Annotated in this window: 19 protein-coding genes and 1 riboswitch; of the genes, 15 read left to right on the top strand and 4 right to left on the bottom strand. The window is 39.8% G+C overall.

From position 1 onward, the window contains the following. Nucleotides 1–10: 10 nt before the first annotated feature. The 11 genes from panB to DRF67_RS07975 all read left to right on the top strand — a co-directional run bounded on the left by panB (nt 11) and on the right by DRF67_RS07975 (nt 8832). Nucleotides 11–826 carry a 3-methyl-2-oxobutanoate hydroxymethyltransferase gene (gene panB, locus DRF67_RS07925; RefSeq protein WP_115927759.1) on the top strand — a complete coding sequence of 272 codons (816 nt, stop codon included), beginning with the start codon at nt 11–13 and terminating at the stop codon, nt 824–826. Between the two features lie 3 nt (nt 827–829). Beyond that, nucleotides 830–1147 (top strand): hypothetical protein, encoded by a 318-nt coding sequence (locus tag DRF67_RS07930; RefSeq protein ID WP_115927760.1) that lies wholly within the window; start codon nt 830–832, stop codon nt 1145–1147. Between the two features lie 11 nt (nt 1148–1158). Next, nucleotides 1159–1836 carry an RluA family pseudouridine synthase gene (locus DRF67_RS07935; protein ID WP_115927761.1) on the top strand — a complete coding sequence of 226 codons (678 nt, stop codon included), beginning with the start codon at nt 1159–1161 and terminating at the stop codon, nt 1834–1836. Nucleotides 1837–1856: 20 nt separating this feature from the next. Continuing rightward, nucleotides 1857–2699 (top strand): hypothetical protein, encoded by an 843-nt coding sequence (locus DRF67_RS07940; protein ID WP_115927762.1) that lies wholly within the window; start codon nt 1857–1859, stop codon nt 2697–2699. Nucleotides 2700–2805: 106 nt separating this feature from the next. Continuing rightward, nucleotides 2806–2902: riboswitch (TPP riboswitch) on the top strand. Nucleotides 2903–2959: 57 nt separating this feature from the next. Then, a complete protein-coding gene (gene thiS, locus DRF67_RS07945) occupies nt 2960–3166 on the top strand; it encodes a sulfur carrier protein ThiS (RefSeq protein WP_115927763.1) in 207 nt (68 codons plus the stop codon). Between the two features lie 23 nt (nt 3167–3189). Then, nucleotides 3190–5001 carry a phosphomethylpyrimidine synthase ThiC gene (thiC, locus tag DRF67_RS07950; protein WP_115927764.1) on the top strand — a complete coding sequence of 604 codons (1812 nt, stop codon included), beginning with the start codon at nt 3190–3192 and terminating at the stop codon, nt 4999–5001. Further along, the gene (locus DRF67_RS07955) at nt 4998–5585 is read left to right on the top strand and encodes a thiamine phosphate synthase (RefSeq protein ID WP_115927765.1); all 588 of its coding nucleotides are present in this window, start codon (nt 4998–5000) and stop codon (nt 5583–5585) included. The genes thiC and DRF67_RS07955 overlap by 4 nt, the downstream gene beginning before the upstream one ends. 13 nt (nt 5586–5598) lie before the next feature. Then, a complete protein-coding gene (locus DRF67_RS07960; RefSeq protein ID WP_115927766.1) occupies nt 5599–6213 on the top strand; it encodes a thiamine phosphate synthase in 615 nt (204 codons plus the stop codon). After that, nucleotides 6210–6989, top strand: coding sequence for a thiazole synthase (locus tag DRF67_RS07965; protein WP_115927767.1), 780 nt, complete (start codon nt 6210–6212; stop codon nt 6987–6989). The genes DRF67_RS07960 and DRF67_RS07965 overlap by 4 nt, the downstream gene beginning before the upstream one ends. Nucleotides 6990–6996: 7 nt before the next feature. Continuing rightward, on the top strand, nt 6997–8115 hold the full coding sequence (gene thiH, locus DRF67_RS07970) for a 2-iminoacetate synthase ThiH (protein ID WP_115927768.1): 1119 nt from the start codon (nt 6997–6999) through the stop codon (nt 8113–8115). Between the two features lie 9 nt (nt 8116–8124). Then, complete coding sequence (locus tag DRF67_RS07975; protein WP_115927769.1) at nt 8125–8832, top strand: HesA/MoeB/ThiF family protein; 708 nt, start codon at nt 8125–8127, stop codon at nt 8830–8832. Between the two features lie 107 nt (nt 8833–8939). On the opposite strand, the gene DRF67_RS07980 is transcribed toward DRF67_RS07975, so the two are convergent. Beyond that, the gene (locus DRF67_RS07980) at nt 8940–11156 is read right to left on the bottom strand and encodes an outer membrane beta-barrel family protein (RefSeq protein WP_115927770.1); all 2217 of its coding nucleotides are present in this window, start codon (nt 11154–11156) and stop codon (nt 8940–8942) included. Nucleotides 11157–11434: 278 nt separating this feature from the next. Between DRF67_RS07980 and DRF67_RS07985 the strand changes: the two genes are divergently transcribed. Together DRF67_RS07985 and DRF67_RS07990 are read left to right on the top strand one after the other, a co-directional pair. Further along, a complete protein-coding gene (locus DRF67_RS07985; RefSeq protein WP_115927771.1) occupies nt 11435–11725 on the top strand; it encodes a hypothetical protein in 291 nt (96 codons plus the stop codon). A gap of 34 nt (nt 11726–11759) precedes the next feature. Next, entirely contained in the window at nt 11760–12230 is a 471-nt protein-coding gene (locus DRF67_RS07990) for an Hsp20/alpha crystallin family protein (RefSeq protein WP_115927772.1), read from the top strand. Nucleotides 12231–12310: 80 nt separating this feature from the next. Here DRF67_RS07990 and DRF67_RS07995 read toward each other — a convergent pair whose 3' ends face one another. Further along, nucleotides 12311–14434 carry an outer membrane beta-barrel family protein gene (locus DRF67_RS07995; RefSeq protein ID WP_115927773.1) on the bottom strand — a complete coding sequence of 708 codons (2124 nt, stop codon included), beginning with the start codon at nt 14432–14434 and terminating at the stop codon, nt 12311–12313. A 182-nt stretch (nt 14435–14616) separates the two neighbouring features. On the opposite strand from DRF67_RS07995, the gene DRF67_RS08000 reads away from it, so the two are divergent. Further along, on the top strand, nt 14617–15636 hold the full coding sequence (locus DRF67_RS08000) for a sensor histidine kinase (protein ID WP_115927774.1): 1020 nt from the start codon (nt 14617–14619) through the stop codon (nt 15634–15636). Then, nucleotides 15629–16306 carry a LytR/AlgR family response regulator transcription factor gene (locus DRF67_RS08005; protein WP_115927775.1) on the top strand — a complete coding sequence of 226 codons (678 nt, stop codon included), beginning with the start codon at nt 15629–15631 and terminating at the stop codon, nt 16304–16306. Before DRF67_RS08000 ends, DRF67_RS08005 begins: the two co-directional genes overlap by 8 nt. A 152-nt stretch (nt 16307–16458) precedes the next feature. Here the strand turns inward: DRF67_RS08005 and DRF67_RS08010 are convergent, their stop codons facing one another. Together DRF67_RS08010 and DRF67_RS08015 are read right to left on the bottom strand one after the other, a co-directional pair. Beyond that, complete coding sequence (locus tag DRF67_RS08010) at nt 16459–18726, bottom strand: aconitate hydratase (protein ID WP_115927861.1); 2268 nt, start codon at nt 18724–18726, stop codon at nt 16459–16461. 308 nt (nt 18727–19034) lie between these two features. Then, a complete protein-coding gene (locus tag DRF67_RS08015; RefSeq protein WP_115927776.1) occupies nt 19035–21818 on the bottom strand; it encodes a bifunctional aconitate hydratase 2/2-methylisocitrate dehydratase in 2784 nt (927 codons plus the stop codon). Between the last annotated feature and the right edge of the window lie 3 nt (nt 21819–21821).

A 21821-nucleotide genomic window follows, 5' to 3' on the forward strand; every position in this document is an offset into this window, starting at 1 on the left:
TAGATAAATTATGTCTGTTCATTCTGAAATTAAAAAAGTTACGACTGAAACCTTGCGTAAAATGAAATTCGACAAGGAGAAAATAACGATGCTTACCGCTTATGACTTTACTACTGCAAAAATGGTAGATGCGGGTGGAGTAGATGCTATTTTGATTGGAGACTCTGCAGCGAATGTAATGGCAGGTTTTGAAACCACATTGCCTATTACGCTGGATCAAATGATCTATCATGCCCAGAGTGTGGTAAGAGGAACCGACCGAGCATTGGTTGTTGCTGATTTACCTTTCGGAACATATCAGAGTAATCCCGAGAAAGCATTGGAGTCTGCAGTAAGAATGATGAAAGAAGGAGGTGCCCACGCAGTAAAGATTGAAGGCGGAAAAGAAATTTCCAAATCGATCAAGAAAATCATCAATGCAGGAATTCCTGTGATGGGACATTTGGGACTTACACCTCAGTCAATTTATAAATTCGGAACCTATAAAGTAAGAGCTAAAGAAGAAGCGGAAGCAGAAAAACTGATTGCTGATGCACAGCTTCTGGAAGAGTTAGGCTGTTTTTCCATTGTCCTGGAAAAAATCCCTGCGGATCTGGCTAAGAAGGTTACAGAAAGTATCTCTATTCCAACCATCGGAATTGGTGCCGGATCAGACTGTGACGGTCAGGTGCTGGTTTATCATGATATGGTAGGGATGAATAAAGGCTTCAGCCCGAAATTCTTAAGAAGATACCTGGACCTTTACACAGAAATCACGGGAGCTGTTTCCCAATACGTGAAAGATGTGAAAAATGTTGAATTTCCAAACGAAAACGAAAGTTATTAATCTATGCAGAACCAACAACAATCTATCCAGGGTATTTTATCCATCGCAGCATTGATCTGTCTGGCAGTCGGGTGGTTTAATCTGTTTTCTCCTGAAATCAATCATTTGCTGTCCAGGAAAGTATTTTACGTGCTGATTGGTGCATCCTTCTTTATTCAGGCTCCACTACTGACGAATAAAAATTTTGTGTATGCCATGTATGCAGCAGCTGGAATCTGTATAATAGGAGCATTTTTGCCTGAAAACACAGGCCTTGCCTGGCTGAAAACCGTTGGGCTTTTGGGGGGAATTATTCTTTCGCTATCCAATAGAAGAAGATAGACAGACGCAGTATGAAGGAGCAGATCGTATATGAGGACAACCACCTTCTTGTGGTGAACAAAAAAGTCGGCCAGCTTGTACAGGGCGATAAAACGGGCGACGAATCGCTGTTGGAATCCATTAAGAATTTTATCAAAATAAGAGATGCTAAGCCGGGAAATGTTTTTCTCGGCTTGGTTCATCGTATAGACCGCCCCACTTCCGGGTTGGTTATCTATGCCAAAACCTCAAAAGCGCTGTCCCGTCTTACCCAGATGGTAAAAAACCGTGAGGTTAAAAAGACCTATTGGGCAGTAGTAAGAAAAGAAATGATTCCGCAGAGCCAAAGGCTGGTTCACTATTTAAAGAAAAACGAGAAGAATAATAAAGCGATTGTTTTTACTAAAGCTACGGAAGGAGCGAAGGAGGCTATCCTGACGTACCACATAATCAGGACACTGGATAACTATTTGCTTCTTGAAGTTGATCTTGAAACCGGGAGACATCATCAGATCAGGGCCCAGCTATCCAAAACAGGAGTTCCCATCAAGGGAGACCTGAAATATGGAGCGCCACGTTCCAATCCTGATGGAGGAATCAATCTTCACGCAAGAAAACTAGAGTTTATCCATCCGGTAACCAAAGAAAAAATAAAAATTACAGCTCCCGTACCGCAGAATGATGCGATCTGGAGAGCTTGCGAAGAATAAGCGTATCATAAAACTATATCATGAAATTCAAATCACTTTTATTAGCCGCATTGCTGGTTATGGCATCTTGTTCAGACAATGAGGAATTGCCAGTTGATCATTCGCACCAGACAATTATTGAAAATACAAGTAAAATATCATGGCATTATCCTGTTTTGTCACCTGTCGTTAATGGATTGGAACAAAATTATATGTTCGAATATGATGCTCAAGGAAGAATTAGTAAAAGAGTAGGAGGAGTGTTGGAACTTTCCGGAAGTACAGGGTATCCTAATGCTTATTCAAAATCTGTTTATACAATGGTAACATATACAGGAAATACAGCAATAATGAAAAATTATAGCTCGGATCCTAGTTTCAATGTTCCGTTGAAGGAAAGAAAACTTGAGTTTGATAATCAAGGTAGAATTATTAAATTAATTATTCCACAGGTTAATAATTCATATATGGATAAGTATTTGACCTATACTTATGACGCTTCAGGAAAATTAACTGAGATTTTAACTCAATATCCTAATGCTCCATACGATCCGACTGATCCTCAAGATTATATTTTGACCTACGTAGAAAAGTTTATGTATAATAGCTCAGGAAATTTAGAAAAGGCTATTAAAACGGAAAAGCATAATAATATCGATGCTTATATTACGAATGAAATTATATTTGATAACTTTGATGCTGCACAAAATCCATTTAAGAATTTGGGTATTTTTGAAGATTATTTATACTTTTCATTATCAAAAAATAATCCTCAAAGAAAAATTTCAAAAGGGTATACACCTTATAGTTCCGAATTTTTTATGAGCCAATCAAATTGGACTAATCAATATAATTCTGATGGAAGCTTGAAGCTTTTTTACTAAAGAATTATTTAAAATAAAAGTGAAGACTGTCTCAAAATCGAGATGGTCTTTTTTCATTATAGGCAAAAATCAATTTTGCTTATATCAAAATAATGTCTAACTTCGTCCCCAACTTTAGGGGTGTCTGTTACCAACAGACTGAGACTTTACCCTTTGAACCTGATCTGGATCATACCAGCGTAGGGAAAAGTAGATGACTTTTGCTGTACATTCTATTGTACAATAATGGCCATTCCTAAAGTATATGTAAATCATTAGGAATGGAACTTATAATCAACCACACCCGAAAAACATTTGATGCACCACCGGAAAATCTGGAGGCACTGCTGGCTATGGAATTGCCCGGAAAGAAAAAAGGAATTGCCGTAGCCATCAATAATCGTATTATCCCAATGTCCGTCTGGGCAGAAACAGTTCTCAAAGACCAGGATTCAGTTTTAATCATTACTGCCACTCAAGGTGGTTAATTCTCATATTTAATACCAATACTATGGCTCACTCCATTACATGTTCGCCATTTCCGAACTCAAAGAAAACGTATGTTACAGGAAAAATACATCCCATCCGTGTTGCAATGCGTGAAATAAACCTTAGTCCAACCAAACTTACCAATGGAAGCTTTGAAGATAATCCGCCGGTTACCGTTTATGATACCTCTGGCCCCTACACGGACGAAAACGTGGTCATTGATATTCAGAAGGGACTCCCAAGAATAAGAGAACAATGGATACTGGACAGAAAAGATGTGGATATTCTGGAAGGGATTACTTCAGAATACGGTAAGATACGTCTGGCTGATCCACGTCTGGATGAATTGCGGTTTTCTTATGATCATAAGCCAAAGGTTGCCCAAAGCGGGAAAGAGCTTACTCAGTTGTACTACGCAAGACAGGGCATCATCACTCCTGAAATGGAATATGTGGCAATCAGGGAAAACCAGCGTATCGAGCAGCTGGAAACGGTGTCCGGAGAGATGGCTTTTCAGCATTCCGGAAACAGTTTCGGAGCCCGAACACCCAAAAGCAGAATTAGTCCGGAATTTGTCAGAGATGAGATTGCAGCAGGAAGGGCTATTATACCGAATAATATCAACCACCCCGAAAGCGAGCCGATGATCATCGGACGCAATTTTTTAGTAAAAATAAACGCCAATATCGGAAACAGTGCTGTTTCGTCCAGTATTGATGAGGAAGTGGAAAAAGCAGTGTGGGCATGCCGATGGGGAGCAGATACCATCATGGATCTTTCCACGGGAAAAAATATTCATGAAACCAGAGAATGGATCATCAGAAATAGTCCAGTTCCTATTGGTACGGTTCCCATTTATCAGGCACTGGAAAAAGTAAAAGGTGTTCCGGAAGACCTTACCTGGGATGTTTTCAGAGATACGCTGATTGAACAGGCTGAGCAGGGCGTGTCTTATTTTACGATTCATGCAGGGGTTTTGTTGAGATACATTCACTTGACGGTCAATAGAGTAACAGGAATTGTTTCCAGAGGTGGATCCATTATGGCGAAATGGTGTCTTTATCATCATCAGGAAAATTTTTTATATACGCATTTTGAAGAAATCTGTGAGATCATGAAGAAGTATGACGTTGCGTTCTCGTTAGGAGACGGGCTGCGTCCGGGTTCTATAGCCGATGCCAATGACGCGGCACAGTTTGCAGAGCTGGAAACTTTGGGCGAGCTTACAAAAATTGCATGGAAGCACAATGTACAGGTAATGATTGAAGGTCCTGGACACGTTCCGATGCATATGATTAAAGAGAATATGGATAAGCAGCTCGAGGTTTGCGATGAAGCACCGTTTTATACCTTAGGTCCTTTGACTACTGATATTGCCCCGGGTTATGACCACATTACTTCCGGAATCGGAGCGGCAATGATCGGGTGGTTCGGCTGTGCAATGCTTTGCTATGTTACACCCAAGGAACATTTAGGGCTTCCCAATAAAGAAGATGTAAAAGTTGGGGTGATCACCTATAAACTGGCTGCTCATGCCGCAGACCTTGCAAAAGGACATCCGGGAGCACAGTATAGAGACAATGCATTGAGTAAGGCAAGATTTGAATTCAGGTGGGAAGATCAATTCAATCTTTCGCTGGATCCTGATACTGCCAGAGCTTACCATGATGAAACGCTACCTGCTGAAGGAGCAAAAATAGCTCATTTCTGTTCGATGTGTGGGCCCAAATTCTGTTCGATGAAAATTACCCAGGAAATCCGTGAATCTGCTGAAAAAGGAATGCTGGATATGTCCAAAGAATTTATTGAAAAAGGAAAAGAAATTTATATATGATCCTTGTTATCACTCCGGAGACAGGGGTTCCCAATGAAGCCGATATCATCCATCAGATGTTTCGGGAAGGATTGGACCTGCTTCACATCAGAAAACCTCAGATGACAGAGGCGGAGATGTCTGACTTTATCTGCAGAATTGATGATATTTTCTATCCACAGCTGGTGCTGCACACTCATTATGATCTCGGAAAAGAATATAATATTTCAAGATTTCATGTTAGGGAAGCCGACCGCCAGCAGGGGAAACACAGGTTTATAGCGAAAGAAAGTATCATCTCAACTTCGGTACACCATATCGCTGCGTATAACAGCCTGGAAAAAGAATGGGAATATGCTTTTATAAGCCCGTTCTTTACCAGTATTTCTAAAAAAGGATATGGCACCGATACCATGCTTAAGGAAGAGATTAAAAACAGGAACAATCCGGAAGTAAAACTGATCGCTTTGGGAGGAATTGGTCACGACACAATTCAAAACGTTTTTGACAGGGGAGTTGATGGAGCTGCTTTATTAGGAGCTGTCTGGGAATCTGATCAGCCATTGGAAGCATTTAAAAAATGCAGAAAAGCGATCCTTCGGTAAAAAAATAGTATCAATGGAAAAACTACAATATATATCACAAGGGACTACCATTAACGAGCAGGATTTTAATATCAGAAAGGCGCTGGATCATGGGATACAATGGATACAGATTCGATGGAAAAATGCTCTCGAAAATGAATTAATCCGTCTTTGTGAAGAGACAAAAAAGCTTTGCAGTACTTATCGGGCAGTTTGTGTTATTAATGATCATGTGCAGCTGGCAAAAGAAATAGATGCCGATGGAGTTCATTTAGGCCTCCATGACGGATCAGTAGAAGAGGCAAGACTTGCGTTGGGAGATCATAAATTGATCGGGGGAACGGCCAATACCCTTTCTGATGTTCTTCAAAGAATTCAGGAGCCCTGTGATTATATCGGATTAGGGCCTTTAAGATTCACATCAACGAAAGAAAGGCTAAGCCCAATCCTGGGCTTTGAAGGATACAAGAAAATCATTGAGGGTCTGAAAGAAAGGTCGATGGAAATTCCGAAAATTTTTGCCATTGGAGGGGTGGGGTTGGAAGATATCATACCATTACAGAAGGCCGGCCTCTATGGAGCTTCCGTTTCAGGATTGATTACAAAACAGCCCTCCATTATTAGTGAATTTAAAAAAGTAATGATATGAACGAAACTCAAAAATTGATTATAGCTGGAAGAACATTTGAATCGAGGCTGTTCTTAGGGACAGGGAAATTCGGAAGTCTGAGAGACATGGCAGCATCTGTAGCAGCTTCAGAAACCGATATGGTGACGATGGCGCTGAAAAGGATTGATTCGCAATCGTCTGAAGATGATTTATTAGATTCATTGAAAACTACCAATGTTCATCTTCTTCCTAATACTTCAGGAGCGCGAACAGCAAAAGAAGCTGTATTAGCAGCCCAGTTGGCCAGGGAAGCATTGGAGACCAACTGGGTAAAGCTGGAAATTCATCCTGATCCAAAATATCTGTTACCAGATCCTATTGAAACCTTGTATGCTACTGAAGAACTTGCCAAACTGGGGTTTGTTGTCATGCCGTACATCCATGCTGATCCGGTCTTATGTAAACGTCTTGAAGATGCAGGAACAGCAGTCGTAATGCCTTTAGGAGCTCCCATCGGGACAAATAAGGGATTGAGAACATTGGATTTTTTAGAAATTATTATCAGTCAGAGTAAAGTTCCCGTTGTCGTAGATGCCGGAATTGGTGCTCCCTCAGATGCTGCAAAAGCAATGGAGATAGGCGCTGATGCCGTTTTAGTGAATACCGCTATCGCTGTAGCAGGAGACCCGGTAAGTATGGGCATTGCATTTAAAGAAGGAGTTATTGCCGGCAGAAGAGCTTTTGAATCTGGGCTGGGAGCAATTACCACTCATGCCGAAGCGTCAAGCCCGCTCACTTCATTTTTATTTGAATAAGCCCGCCATGAAAAACTTTAAAGATGTTTTTGAGCAGTATCAATGGGATGAGATCAAGCTAAGGCTTGATAACGTCACGGTATCTGATGTTCGCCGGAGCCTCCAGAGAAAAAATAAAACGCCGCACGACTTTCTGAATCTGCTTTCACCGGCAGCTTCACAGGAACTCGAGCTTATGGCAAAAATGACGCAGGCGCTTACCCAAAAACGTTTCGGTAAAACTATTCAGCTGTATGCTCCGCTCTATCTCAGCAACGAATGCCAGAATATATGTACCTATTGTGGATTTAGTTTAGACAATCCCTTGAAGCGAAAAACGCTTTCGGATACAGAACTAATGGCAGAAGCTTCGGTCTTGAAATCTATGGGGGTAAATCATGTCCTTCTGGTAAGCGGAGAAGCTAACAAAATAGTGGGAGTTCCTTATTTTCAGAACGCGGTCCGCCTGCTCAGTCCTCATTTCTCCAATATTTCTATTGAAGTACAGCCATTGCTGGAAGAAGAATATCAGCTCCTTCATGAAGAAGGGGTTCATTCTGTGCTGGTCTATCAGGAAACGTATCATCAGGAGGTTTATAAAGAATACCATCCGAAAGGTAAAAAATCTAATTTCCATTTCCGTTTAGATACACCGGACAGAATCGGGAGGGCCGGAATTCACAAAATGGGTCTGGGAGTTTTGCTGGGGCTTGAGGACTGGCGGGTAGACAGTTTTTTTAATGCCCTCCACATTGACTATCTTCAAAAGCAATACTGGAAGAGTAAATTTTCGGTTTCTTTTCCCAGGCTGCGGCCTGCTGAAGGAATCATTGAACCCAACTTTATCATGGAAGATAAAGATCTCCTGCAGCTGATCTGTGCCTACAGGATCTGGAATGAAGATCTGGAAATATCCATTTCTACAAGAGAAAATGAAATCTTCAGAAATCATATTGTTTCTTTAGGAGCCACAGCCATGAGTGCAGGGTCCAAAACGAATCCCGGAGGGTATTCCGTAGATAAGGAATCTCTTGAACAATTTGAAACGAGCGATGAACGAAGCATGGATCAGATCCGGAAAATGATAAAAGAGGCCGGCTATGATCCCGTGATGAAAGACTGGGAGTCTGTGTATAGTGGAATTTAATTGTACAATATGAAAAGAGATGTTTTTTCGCGATACAGCCGCCAGATATTTATTGAAGAAATAGGCCTTGAGGGACAAAGAAAAATGATGAACTCAAAAGTACTTGTTGTGGGTGCAGGAGGTCTTGGAAGTCCCGTGATCCAATATCTGGCTGCTGCCGGGGTGGGGACGTTAGCTGTGGTGGATTTTGACCATGTAGAACTGCATAATTTAAACCGACAGATTATTCATAATGAGGATCATATTGGAATATTAAAAGTAAGCAGTGCTGAAATATTTGTAGAAAACCTGAATCACCAGGTGAAGTATATAGGGATAGAGGAAAAGATTGATGAAGGTAACGTTGATGAGATCCTGTTACCCTATGATGTGATTATAGACGGATCTGATAATTTTTCCACAAGATATCTGGTCAATGACACCTGCGTAAAATTGCGGAAAACACTGGTCTACGGAAGTATCTTAGGATTTTCCGGACAGGTAGCCATTTTCAATCATAAGGGAAGCAAAAACCTTAGAGATCTGTTTCCTGAGCCGCCTTTTGATGAAGATGTACCGGATTGTGACAGCCTGGGTGTCCTGGGAGCGTTACCCGGAATAATTGGGAGTATGATGGCGCTCCAGACTTTAAAAATCATAACAGATCTTCCAGTAATTAGCAATCAGCTGACTTTAGTGGATGCACTGGACTGGAGATTTCAGACAGTGGATTTTTGATTTGAAAACACTAAAGCCATTCATGTTTTTACCATACATCATTTCAATATCAATAGAAAGAGGCAGCAAAAATGATTGCTGCCTCTTTAAGTTATCGTTCAGTGGAATTACTGTCCTTGCTGTTGCATCACCCCTCCATTGTCCTCTTTCTTTGTCTCTTTAAGGATACTGGCATCCTCTTTCGCCAGTTTATTTTTGGTAGGAATTTTATAATTAATGGAAATTCCGAAATTCCTTGAGTCAAATTTGGTTCTTAGCATTACGCTCTGGCCGGATGGCGGATTAGAACGTACCTGCATTACCTGACCATTGAAAATATCATTCGCAAAAACAGAGAGCGTAAGACGGTTATTCATGAATTTTTTAGTCAGTGTAATATCCAGGCTGTTATTAAATGGCTTTTCTGCAGTAAAGTAGAAATATCCAGCTCTTGGCGTCAGATAGCTGTAATTAGCTGTCATTTTGATGTCTTTTGGTAAAATCAGCTGGGTCATCACATTGAAAATCCAGAATCCTTTGTTGTTAAGATCATCAATATCATGTTTCTGATACCCTGCATACAGGTACATAAAATTGATTTTATCAGGATTGAAGTCAAATTTCATGATTTCACTGATAGGCTTACTGAAAACCATAAATGGTATTGGAAGTCCAACATTAAAGTTATGAATTCTCATATTGGAGATGTTTACCTGCTCATTATAAAGGTTTTTACCATCTCTTCTAATGATCTGTGCCACCTGGTTATTGGCCGAGCTCACACTGTATCCGATAAACGCGTAATCAAAAGCTGATATTTTTAACTCATAATTGTCAAAGATAGTGGGCTGAAGATTTGGGTTTCCATTGATTTGAGTATTCGGCCCTGAAAATGTGGTGTTATTTGGGTTAAGGGCTGAAATACTGGGTAAATTTATTTTTTTGTTATAGTTAGCCGCTATATAGACCTGTTTCATCAGGTTATATTGTACGCTTGCGTTAGGGAATAATTTAAACTTTTTGAATGGGATAAGATCCTTTTGTACAATACTACCCAAACTATCTTTTCTTGTAACCCCATAGATGTCGTAATTTTCGGCTCTTGCCCCTAATGTAAAATCAAACTTCTTTAATTTAGCCTGTAATTCCAAGTAGGTGGAAGCGGTCTGCCTGTGGTATTCAAGGTTTTTTAATCCTTTGCTTTCAGTATCATAATCCTGTCTCTCATACAATCCTCCGGCACTTACTTTACCGCCGTCCAGCAACTTGATAGGCTGCGCATAATCAACCTTCAGATTGGCTACCCTCATATCCGATGTATTGTTGAGTATATCATTGAAACCCTGATTAAAAAATTTCTGGCCATTATCTGTATACTTTCCTTTCTGGTAAAAATTGTCCTGAGAAAATTGGCTGTCTGCTTTCGTAAAGCCAAGTTGGAAATCCAGTTTTTGAGACCTGTCCCCGAAACGTTTCTGGTAGGTTACTACAGCCTCTTGCCTCAGCGTATTAGTACGGGCAGCATCAGAGGATCCGAATTGTGCTTCCCTAAAAGTTTCAGTGGGTTTATAAAAGAGATCTGCAATACCATCACTCAGCGTATAGTTGTCATTATTGTTATGATAAATATCGTAATTCAATAACAATTTGTCTTGTCCTAAATCAAATGTTAATCCTGATTTCGCAAAATAAGTACGCGCATACCGGTCTGTATTACCATTCAGCAAATTATCCTGTTGGGTGTTCAGCATGCTTTCACGATAATTTTGGCCCACGTTCAGCTGCCATCCGAAATACTTATTTCTTGCATTTAAATTGATCGAATTGCTCGTTCTGTTTCTGTAACGGTCGTAGTTGGTAAAGGTATAATTTCCCGAATAGGTGGCGCTTAAATACTTATTGGCATTTTTATTCGTGATAATATTCATGATAGCTCCGCCGGAAGTAGCAGGAAACTCCGCGCCAGGCTGTGTAATCACTTCAATTCTTTCTACAGAATTGGCTGGCATGCCTTCTAAGAAGGAGTTCAACTCATTAGAAGTAATATTCAAGGGTCTTCCATTCAGGAAAACTTCCAGCATTTTCCCCTGGTACATCATTCCTGCGATGTCTGTGGCTACAAGGCCGGGAAGTTTTTTAATACCTTCCAGAACATTACCGTTATTAAGCTGAGGCTGTTCAGAAAAATCGAAAATCGTGCGGTCAGCTTTTTGCTCAACGGCTTTTTTAGTTTTGGTAATGACTACCCCTTCAATCTGTTTTTCTTTGGGTTGGTTATCTCCTTTTTCCTGTGAAAAAACAAACACAGAAATTACAAGAGACAAAGCGAATATAGTTTTTTTCATAATGTTTTACTACTATCCGGTTAGACGCTGAAAAATAAACTTTGTTACAGAAGTTTAAAATAGTAGCTGATTTTTTATGTTAGAAAAGCAGTGATCACCAAACAGTATTATTGAAAAATAATTTATGTTGATACGGGAAAAAAAATAAAGTAAAATCAGACAACCTTTCGTCTTGTATCATGTAAGCCATTGAACACCTACACAGTGGGCAATGAAAAAGTAGATCCGGATTTGCTACATTTTACACCAAAAGGAATTACAATTTAATAACAAACAAAATGAACAATAAAATAAAATTTTTTCTGCCCAGATTATTAGGAATCACAGTAGTGGTAGGAGCAGCGCTATTTCTTTTATCCATAATTTTCAAATTATTGCTGGCTGGGCTTGTGCTGGCAGGAATCGGGATGTTTGCCGTTAAGATAATGGGTAACAGACGCGAAAAACAAATGAAATATGGACAGGATAAAATTGAATTTCTTCCTTATCACAAGGACTTTGCCAAACCTCAGGAACCTGTAAATCGGCAGATGTCAAAGGAGAATTTAGCCATTATTCCTATTCAATAATCAATCATAAAAAACCTATCAAATTATTAAAATTATGTATACACAACACAATACAACACAACATCCATTTGAAAAATTCCGTCAGTGCGGTGGATTCGAAAAGACTAATTTTGGGAGAAAATTCAGAGACCATTTTATGGCTGGGAATCATCCGCTGAAAGACATGTTTGACCGAAAAATCAATAATTACAAACCTGTCAATATCATAGAAAGTGATGGTCACTTTACCGTGCAGCTTTTTGCGGCGGGACTGAAGAAAGAACTTTTTAAGGTAGCCATTAAAGATCAGGTTCTCACCATCTCCTATACTCAGGATGATGAAAGCACAGATTCCCATATCGTCTATCAGGAATTTTACGAAGGTTCTTTTGAACGACGCTTTCAGTTGACGGATAAAGTTTTTGATGATCAGGTTTCAGCGATGTACGAAAATGGTGTATTGACAGTGGTCTTACCAAAGAACCCTGATAAGAATAAACCGGAACAGAACGTAGACATTCATTAATTCTTTTGGAAAATATAAATGATCTCCAATAGTAAAGGCTCACAAATTTTGTGGGCCTTTACTATTGGAGTTTCTTTGCTTTACTGAGCTCTGTTTTTTTCTTCAAAATTAATGGTTCTGGCACTTGCTTTTACTTTCTGATTCCCAAAATTATAAGTAACAGTGAAGGACAGCCTTCGGGCATCCCAGTAATTATTAAACGATTGCGTGTTGTCTGCAAAATAGGCCTGGCCTTTATACCCGGCCTGCTTAAAAATATCGCTCACCGACAGATTGATCTGCAAGACTTTTTCTACTAAGCTCATTTTAATGCCGGCATCCAGACTCCCGCTGTTTTTTACCGTCGTGTAGCCGTCACGTGAAGGCAGGTTTTGCCAGTAATTAATGAACAGGAAGAATGTTTTTGCTTTATTCAGCTGAACAGTATTGTTGCTGGAAAAATAGAATGATTGTCCATTTTTAGGAACTGCATTAAATTTAGTGATCTGCGTCTCATTATAGCTGAATGTAACTGAATTATTGCTTTCCCAGATTTTAAAGAAAGTGTCTGTATAGTTGAGGTTAATACCATACTGGTCCTGATTATAATAATTATGAAAAGTACTCGTAATATCTTTCCTGTCAAGGAATGTGATCTGATCAAAATTATCAACTGTTCTCTGGTAATACAGCTGCGCAGAAAATGTATTCTTAAAGATGTAATTGAATTCTACATTATGATTAAAAGAAGGCTGTAATCCAGGGTTCCCGGAATAATAGGTCCTGGGATTCGAATACCACCGGAACGGATCCAAAGCCCGGAAATAGGGACGGTTGATCCTTCTGGAGTAATTGATGCTGAACTGGTTGTTTTCAGACGCTTTATAAGAAAGATAGGCTGTAGGAAAAAATTTTCCGTAATTGTTTTCAGATTCAGCCTGTGTGGTAGGAGAGTATCCGTTTGTTTGAGTATATTCATACCGGAGACCGGCTTTAGCAGACCATTTTTCACCAAGATCTTTACTAAAGCTGATATAGGCAGCATAATTCTTCTCTTTGTAATTAAAAAGATTGCTTCTGGCGGGATCAATTATATATTGATCACCGATACGATTATAGTATCCGATATCCGAATTGTTCGAAAATCGGCTGTACTTTATCCCGGTTTCCGTCTGTATCTTTTTAAAATTTAAAGTCAAATCAGCCTGCCCTGAATAAATTTGATAATCGACCGAAGAAAGATTTCTGACAACCTCTGTAGATTGATTTTCAATATTTCTCGTGGTAAAATTGACGAGGTTGTCGGGTAAGTTAGCATAATAATTGGCTCCAAGACTCAGTTTATGATCCCCGAATTTCTGATCAAAATACATATTCAGCATTTGGGACGTAAAATCAGAACGGTGTTTGGAATCCGTGTCAGTTTGCAAAGTAAGTGCTTCATTTGTATAATAACTCTGCTGGGAATTGATATCCATATTCGAGTGTCCTTTTGAAACATCATATACCAAACCGATATTGGCGTTTTTAGAAAGGGAATAATCAAAATTGGCATTTAATCCGAGGCCGTCATTCATATCACGTCTGTCATCCCTGCTGCTGGACGAATTCTGCCCTATGATCTTATAATTTTCCACTGAACGTTTATCCGCATCGTAACCCATAATTTTAACAGAAGCCTTCAGTTTTTCGGTCTGATAATTGACGCCAGCCACGCTGCTAAAGCTGGCATAAGTTTTCTGGGTATAATTGGACGTCAGATAGCCACTCCATCCCGGATTCTGATTTCTCTTGAGTATAATGTTAATGATTCCACTGTTCCCCTGGGCTTCGTATTTTGCAGGGGGGGTGGTAATGACCTCTATTTTCAGAATATTTTCAGAACGCAGGTTTTGCAGATAATTGATCAGTTCCGTTCCCGATACATTAAGCATACGGTCATTCACCATAACAGAAACACCGTTTTTACCTACAATAGCAAGAAGCCCTTTGTTTTCATCTACTTTTAACAGCGGAGTAGCAGCCAGAACTTCAGTTCCAGAGCTTCCTTGGGAAAGCATGGAATTTTGAACATGGTATACAAGACGATCCACTTTTCGTTCTACCAGAACTTTTTTTCCGCTAATGCTCACCGCTTCAATTTTGTTGACATTGGCCGTATCCCTGGTCTGGCCTGCAGCAACGGAACAGGCAAAGGTTGCAATAAGGAGAATATTTTTTTTCATAAGATCTTAATAACAGTAAGAGATGTTAAATTCCTTGACAAAAGTAGTTGGTGAGCTGTTTTCAGAAAATAGCGGTTAGACGAACGCTTATTTTAAGGCGGAAAAAATAGTTTTGTCGGAAAAAAATAGCCTTTTATCGATAATGTATTGAAATATGATATTCCGGATATCTATATTTGAGTATGAAAAGAAAGCAAATTATCTGGCTTCAGATTCTCTATTGGAGTTTCGATTTTTTTGGAACGATCATTACTCCTTTTTACTTTTTTCCAGATGAGCTCAGCGATCAGGTAAGAGTTCTCAAGATCACCTTCTTCATTGTCAAAATCCTTAGTTTCTATATTTTATATTTATTTATATTTCCCAGGGTTTTCCGGCCTGATACATTATATACAGCAGTTGTTGTTTTTCTGATGAGCCTTTTCTGTTTTGCAGGCTTGCGGTACCTGTTGGAAGAAATCATTTTGCCGGTGATTGTGGGATTTAGAAATTATAATGTCAATACAGGGCTTACATATTACTTTTTCGATAATATTTATACCAGTTCTCTCACGACCTTTATTGCGGGAATTCTCTGGGTACTGGAAAAATATGGCATTGCGGAAAATGATAAAAGACAGCTTTTAATAGAGAAAAAGCAAGCAGAACTTCAGGCACTGAAAACCCAGATAAATCCTCATTTTATTTTCAATTCATTAAATAATATCTATTCCCTTGTTTATCAAAATTCGGATAAAGCACTTCCTGCTATTGAAGAGCTGGGACAGCTGCTGCGATACAGTACAAAAGACCTGGAAAAAGATACAATTTCCCTGGAAAAGGAGATGGGGTATATCAACAGCCTGATAGCACTGGAAAAACTCAGAATAAAAAACCCGGAGCTGCTGCACATAGAAAAAGATATCCGGCACTCCTACCTGAAGATCTCTCCCATGCTGCTGGTTCCCTTTGTGGAAAATGCTTTTAAGCATGGTGATTTCCGTGATAAAGGATTTGAAATGAAAATTTCTGATCACGATAAATTTCTGCATTTTTATCTTTTGAATTTTAAAACGCAGAAAATAAAAGATACTGTTTCAGGAATAGGGATTCAGAATGTGAAAAAAAGACTGGAAATATTGTATCCCAAACATCAGCTGGTGATCCAAGAATCAGAAACAGAATTTAAGGTAGATTTAAAAATTGATTTACGGGATGAATAGAATAAAATGTATCATTGTGGACGATGAGCCTTTGGCCATATCTCTTTTGGAAAGATATGTAGAAAACATACCCTTCCTGGAGCTTGTTTTTTCTACGGAAAACCCTGTTCTTGCCCTCGAATATATCAGGGATCATGAATCTGATCTTTTTTTTTTAGATATTCAGATGCCGGAACTTACGGGAATCAATTTTATGAAGATTAATGGAGATCAGCAGAAATATATCCTGACTACCGCATATTCTGAATATGCATTGCAAGGATATGAGCATAATATTATCGATTACCTTTTGAAGCCAATATCCTTCGAACGCTTTCAGAAAAGTGCATTAAAAGCTAAAGAATGGTTTGCCATTCCGGAAGAAAAAAACGCTCATTTTTTCATAAAATCCTCAGGACAGCGGCACCGCATCAATTTTAGTGAAATCCTTTACATAGAGAGTATTAAAGACTATGTTAATATCCGCACGGAACATGATGAGTTTATTGTTCTGGATACTCTTAAATCTATGGAAAATCAGCTTTCTGAAAGATTTGCACGGGTTCATAAATCTTTCATTGTCAATTTGGATAAAATTAAAAGCATTGGAGCAAAAAAAGTTATTCTTCCCGAATTTGAAATTCCTATCGGAGAAAGCTATAGATCCGGCCTTCTGGATAGATTGAAGTAAGAATATCTTAAAGTTATTATGATAATTAAACCTTAGGTTTCTAAAGCCTATAAGGTTTAATATGCTTAAGTTCAACAAAGAATATTTCAATACAGTTAAATAAAAAAGACGACTTCATTGAAGCCGTCTTTATATTAATCTAACAATTAATTTTATTTTTCCTGTTGTTTGATCAGGTTCAATGCAGAACCGGCCTTAAACCAATCAATTTGCTGGTCATTATATGTGTGGTTGGCGATGATAATATCTTTAGTTCCGTCTTTGTGAACGAATTCTAAAGTCAACTGCTTCCCTGGCGCAAACTGATCAAGATCTAAGAAATTAACGGTGTCATCTTCCTGGATTTTGTCGTAGTCAGCTTCATTCGCGAAAGTGATTCCCAGCATTCCTTGTTTTTTAAGGTTGGTTTCGTGAATCCTTGCAAATGATTTTACCAAAACAGCTTTTACCCCAAGGTGTCTCGGCTCCATAGCAGCGTGCTCTCTTGAAGAACCTTCACCATAGTTCTGGTCTCCTACAACAATTGTAGGAACGCCCGCAGCCTTGTACGCTCTCTGCACGGCAGGAACTTCACCGTATTCGCCGGTTAATTCATTCTTAACCTTATTGGTTTCCATATTGTACGCATTGACTGCTCCAATCAACATATTGTTTGAAATATTATCAAGGTGGCCTCTATATTTCAACCATGGTCCTGCCATAGAAATGTGGTCCGTCGTACATTTTCCGAATGCCTTGATCAATACCTTGGCTCCTTCAATGTTTTTGCCATCCCATGCAGGGAATTCTTCCAGCAGCTGAAGTCTGTCAGAAGTAGGGCTTACGTTCACCACTACACTGGATCCATCCTCAGAAGGAGCCTGATAACCGTTATCATCTACTGCAAAACCTTTTGCTGGAAGCTCAAAACCTTTAGGCTCATCAAGTTTTATTTGCTCGCCGGCTGTGTTAGTTAAAGTATCCGTAATCGGGTTGAAGTCCAACCTTCCTGAGATGGCGACTGCAGCAACCATTTCAGGAGAAGCTACAAATGCATGCGTATTAGGGTTACCATCTGCTCTTTTTGCAAAGTTTCTGTTGAAAGAGTGGATGATGGAGTTTTTCTCTCCTTTTTCAGCACCTTCTCTATCCCATTGTCCGATACATGGTCCACAGGCATTGGTAAATATTCGTGCGTTTTCAAATTTTCTGAAGGAATCTAAGAAACCGTCTCTTTCCGCTGTAAATTTCACCTGCTCAGAACCTGGGTTGATTCCTAAAATTGCTTTTGGCTTTACCCCTTTGGCTACTGCATCTTCTACGATAGAAGCGGCTCTTGATAAATCTTCGTACGAAGAGTTAGTACAAGAACCAATAAGGGCCCATTCTACTTCTAGCGGCCATCCGTTGGCTTCTGCCTTAGCTCTGAATTCAGAGACAGGGGTGGCAAGGTCCGGAGTGAAAGGTCCGTTTAAGTGAGGCGCAAGTTCTGAAAGATTGATTTCAATCAATTGATCAAAGTACTGCTCCGGATTGGCATACACCTCAGCATCACCTGTCAGATGTTCAGCAATTTTGTCCGCTGCATCTACTACATCCTGTCTTCCCGTTGCAGCAAGATACCTTCTCATTGAGTCATCATATCCGAAGGTGGAAGTCGTAGCCCCGATTTCAGCACCCATATTACAGATGGTGCCTTTGCCTGTTGCAGAAAGAGATTCTGCTCCATCACCGAAATATTCTACGATGCACCCGGTACCTCCTTTTACGGTAAGGATTCCTGCTACTTTTAAGATCACATCTTTGGCAGAGGTCCATCCACTCATTTTACCGGTTAATTTTACACCGATAAGTTTAGGCATTTTAAGCTCCCAGGCCATTCCGGCCATTACATCTACTGCATCAGCACCTCCTACGCCGATCGCTACCATTCCAAGGCCTCCTGCATTTACCGTGTGTGAATCCGTACCGATCATCATTCCTCCAGGAAATGCATAATTCTCCAGTACTACCTGGTGAATAATACCTGCTCCGGGTTTCCAGAATCCGATTCCGTATTTATCACATACAGAACTTAAGAAGTTGAATACTTCAGAATTTTTGTTGATACCTTCCTGTAAATCTTTATCAGCACCTACCTTCGCCTGGATCAGGTGATCGGCGTGAGCGGTTGACGGAACAGCTACTTTAGTCTTTCCTGCCTGCATGAACTGTAAAAGGGCCATTTGTGCCGTTGCATCCTGCATGGCTACTCTGTCCGGTGCAAAGTCTACATAAGAGTTTCCTCTTTCATATGCTTGTGTAGCATTTCCTTCCCATAGGTGGGTATAAAGGATTTTTTCTGAAAGGGTAAGAGGTTTTCCCACAATTTGTCTTGCCGCAGCAATTCTGTCAGGGTAACGCTCGTACACCTTTTTGATCATATCAATATCAAAAGTCATATCTAATTGTATTTTATTCTTATCCATAATGTCCTCTCTTTGTTGGAGAGGAAATATACTTTCTTTTATATCAAAAAATGTTCCTATAATCTGTCAACAGGGGTAAATTGATATTTAAATCAACAGATTTTATAACTTTCAATTTAAGAAAAAATAGATTCTATTTTTTAGATTTTGTCGAAAAAAAATCGTATTTACATTAAAATAGAAACATTCTAAACAAAAAATTGAAAGATCTTAAATCCTTAAGGATCAAAATCTTTCAATTATAGTATTGTCAAAAGTCTTGCGACTTATTTGTAAGTTTCTTAGTGAGCGTGAGTGCTTGTCAGTTCTTTGATGGAAGGAACAAAAGTGGTAAGATCTATACCTTCAACAGCCGCTTTGTATTCATCTATATTTGGAATTCTACCCATAATCGCAGACAATACAACAACCGGAGTTGATGCCAGTAAAGACTCTCCTTTTTTACGCTCAGAATCTTCTACCACTCTTCCCTGGAAGAGACGGGTAGACGTAGCCAGAACGGTATCCCCCTTTGCTGCCTTTTCCTGGTTACCCATACAAAGGTTACATCCAGGGCGCTCAAGGTACATTACATTTTGGTATTCTGTACGAGCCTCTCCTTTTGGAGCACTGTCGTCAAATTCAAAGCCGGAATATTTTTCCAATAATTCCCAGTCTCCTTCAGCCTTCAATTCATCGATGATATTATAGGTAGGTGCTGCTACTACAAGAGGGGCATTGAATTCTACTTTACCACGTTGTTTTTCAAGGTTTTTCAACATTTGAGATACAATCTTAAGGTCTCCTTTGTGCACCATACATGATCCTACGAAACCAAGATCTACTTTTTTCTCACCTCCATAGTAGGAAAGGTCTCTGATGGTATCGTGAGTATATCGTTTGGAAACATCATCGTTGTTTACATCCGGGTCAGCAATCATTGGCTCCACGATCACATCAAGATCTACTACTACTTCAGCATAATATTTGGCGTTAGAGTCAGGAGTAAGAGCAGGTTTCTCACCGGATCTTATTTCTGCAATTCTGTTGTTCGCTTTGTCGATTAATCCCTGAAGTACCTTATTGTGGTTGTCCATTCCTTTATCGATCATGATCTGGATTCTGCCTTTGGCTATTTCCAGTGATTCAATAAGGGTGTTATCTTCAGAAATATTGATAGAAGCTTTTGCTTTCATTTCGGCAGTCCAGTCTGTAAAGGTAAATGCTTGATCTGCAGGAAGTGTTCCGATGTGAACCTCAATGATTCTTCCCTGAAATACGTTTTCTCCTCCAAACTGCTTCAGCATCTGAGCCTGGGTAGCATGCACAACATCACGGAAATCCATATGTTCTTTCATGTTTCCTTTGAAAGTTACTTTCACAGATTCAGGGATCGGCATAGAAGCTTCACCGGTAGCCAGTGCAAGAGCAACGGTTCCTGAGTCAGCTCCGAAAGCTACTCCTTTAGACATTCTCGTGTGTGAGTCTCCACCAATAATGATCGCCCACTCGTCAACGGTAATATCGTTAAGAACTTTGTGAATAACGTCAGTCATCGCATGATATTCACCTTTCGGGTCACGAGCAGTGATCAAACCGAAATCGTTCATGAATCTCATGAGTTTAGGAATGTTAGCCTGAGCTTTTTTATCCCATACAGATGCGGTATGACAACCTGACTGATAGGCACCGTCAACGATAGGGGAAATAACTGTAGCAGCCATAGATTCGAGCTCCTGAGAAGTCATAAGACCTGTCGTATCCTGGGAACCTACAATATTTACTTTAACCCGAACGTCTGATCCTGCATGCAATACTTTCCCTGGTGTAGACCCAACAGCATTTCTGTTAAAGATTTTTTCTACTGCAGTAAGACCTTGCCCATCGTGAGAAATCTCCTTGGACGGGGCAAAAACCTGAGGGGCTTCAACACCCAGAAGTTCTGCAGCAAACGTCTGAAGTTTTTTACCAAATACGATCGCATAGGATCCGCCAGCTTTAATGAATTCCATTTTCTGTGGAGTAAATGCCTTAGAAATGTCAATCAGTTCCTGGTCGCCGTTATATAATTTTTTTGTTTTTGTATTGATGGTAAGAATAGTTCCTGTAGCTACTGAATAAGCCTGCTCAAGAATTGGTTCGCCACTTTCATTACGAACAGGGTTTCCATTTTCGTCAAGCTTTTTAACCCAGTTTTTAAGGTCTATACCGATACCTCCTGTAACATCTACTGTCGTAAGGAAGATGGGAGAAATACCATTGGTTCCTCCAACGATCGGAGCAAAGTTGACAAATGGTACGTACGGGCTTGCCTGTTTTCCTGTCCAAAGAGCAACGTTGTTTACCCCTGACATTCTTGAAGAGCCTACGCCCATTGTTCCTTTTTCAGCAATTAGCATAACGCTTGCATCGGGATGCTGTGCCTGAAGAGCTTTTATTTCCTCCTGTGCCTGAGGAGTGATCATACATTTTCCATGAAGTTCTCGGTCTGATCTGGAGTGAGCCTGATTTCCCGGAGAAAGTAAATCCGTGGAAATATCACCCTCACCGGCGATATAGGTAACAACTTTGATTTCTTCAGCTACTTCCGGAAGTTTTGTGAAGAATTCAGCTTTTGCGTAGCTCTCAACAATTTCCTGAGCAATTTCGTTACCGTTGTTAAATGCCTCCTTCAAACGGGTAGTATCCGCTTCATAGAGGAAAACCTGTGTTTTAAGAACGTTAGCTGCCTCCTTGGCAATAGAAAGATCAGCTCCTAAAGCAAGATCAAGTAATACACCAATAGAAGGGCCACCTTTCATATGGGATAACAACTCAAAAGCAAACGCCGGTGATATTTCTTCTACTACGGATTCACCCAGAATGATCTCTTTTAGAAATTTGGCTTTCACTCCTGCTGCACTTGTTGTTCCGGGCAGTGTGTTGTAAATGAAAAATTTAAGAGAATCCGTTCGGTCTGCATTACCTGAATCTTTAATTTGTGCGATAATTTCGCTTAGCAATTCAGCACCATCAATGGGCTTTGGATGAAGCCCCTGGCTTTTTCTTTCTTCAATCTCTTTGATGTAATCCTTATAAATACTCATAAT

The sequence above is a fragment of the Chryseobacterium pennipullorum genome, from assembly GCF_003384725.1.
GTDB lineage: Bacteria > Bacteroidota > Bacteroidia > Flavobacteriales > Weeksellaceae > Chryseobacterium > Chryseobacterium pennipullorum.

What these genes read in the sequence shown, in the direction of transcription:
- DRF67_RS08015 (WP_115927776.1), bottom strand. Translation starts at nt 21,818, where the DNA reads ATGAGTATTTATAAGGATTACATCAAAGAGATTGAAGAAAGAAAAAGC.
- thiH (WP_115927768.1), top strand. Translation starts at nt 6,997, where the DNA reads ATGAAAAACTTTAAAGATGTTTTTGAGCAGTATCAATGGGATGAGATC.
- thiS (WP_115927763.1), top strand. Translation starts at nt 2,960, where the DNA reads ATGGAACTTATAATCAACCACACCCGAAAAACATTTGATGCACCACCG.
- DRF67_RS07935 (WP_115927761.1), top strand. Translation starts at nt 1,159, where the DNA reads ATGAAGGAGCAGATCGTATATGAGGACAACCACCTTCTTGTGGTGAAC.
- DRF67_RS07960 (WP_115927766.1), top strand. Translation starts at nt 5,599, where the DNA reads ATGGAAAAACTACAATATATATCACAAGGGACTACCATTAACGAGCAG.
- DRF67_RS08010 (WP_115927861.1), bottom strand. Translation starts at nt 18,726, where the DNA reads ATGACTTTTGATATTGATATGATCAAAAAGGTGTACGAGCGTTACCCT.
- panB (WP_115927759.1), top strand. Translation starts at nt 11, where the DNA reads ATGTCTGTTCATTCTGAAATTAAAAAAGTTACGACTGAAACCTTGCGT.
- DRF67_RS07990 (WP_115927772.1), top strand. Translation starts at nt 11,760, where the DNA reads ATGTATACACAACACAATACAACACAACATCCATTTGAAAAATTCCGT.
- DRF67_RS08005 (WP_115927775.1), top strand. Translation starts at nt 15,629, where the DNA reads ATGAATAGAATAAAATGTATCATTGTGGACGATGAGCCTTTGGCCATA.
- DRF67_RS07980 (WP_115927770.1), bottom strand. Translation starts at nt 11,156, where the DNA reads ATGAAAAAAACTATATTCGCTTTGTCTCTTGTAATTTCTGTGTTTGTT.
- thiC (WP_115927764.1), top strand. Translation starts at nt 3,190, where the DNA reads ATGGCTCACTCCATTACATGTTCGCCATTTCCGAACTCAAAGAAAACG.
- DRF67_RS07985 (WP_115927771.1), top strand. Translation starts at nt 11,435, where the DNA reads ATGAACAATAAAATAAAATTTTTTCTGCCCAGATTATTAGGAATCACA.
- DRF67_RS07965 (WP_115927767.1), top strand. Translation starts at nt 6,210, where the DNA reads ATGAACGAAACTCAAAAATTGATTATAGCTGGAAGAACATTTGAATCG.
- DRF67_RS08000 (WP_115927774.1), top strand. Translation starts at nt 14,617, where the DNA reads ATGAAAAGAAAGCAAATTATCTGGCTTCAGATTCTCTATTGGAGTTTC.
- DRF67_RS07975 (WP_115927769.1), top strand. Translation starts at nt 8,125, where the DNA reads ATGAAAAGAGATGTTTTTTCGCGATACAGCCGCCAGATATTTATTGAA.
- DRF67_RS07955 (WP_115927765.1), top strand. Translation starts at nt 4,998, where the DNA reads ATGATCCTTGTTATCACTCCGGAGACAGGGGTTCCCAATGAAGCCGAT.
- DRF67_RS07930 (WP_115927760.1), top strand. Translation starts at nt 830, where the DNA reads ATGCAGAACCAACAACAATCTATCCAGGGTATTTTATCCATCGCAGCA.
- DRF67_RS07940 (WP_115927762.1), top strand. Translation starts at nt 1,857, where the DNA reads ATGAAATTCAAATCACTTTTATTAGCCGCATTGCTGGTTATGGCATCT.
- DRF67_RS07995 (WP_115927773.1), bottom strand. Translation starts at nt 14,434, where the DNA reads ATGAAAAAAAATATTCTCCTTATTGCAACCTTTGCCTGTTCCGTTGCT.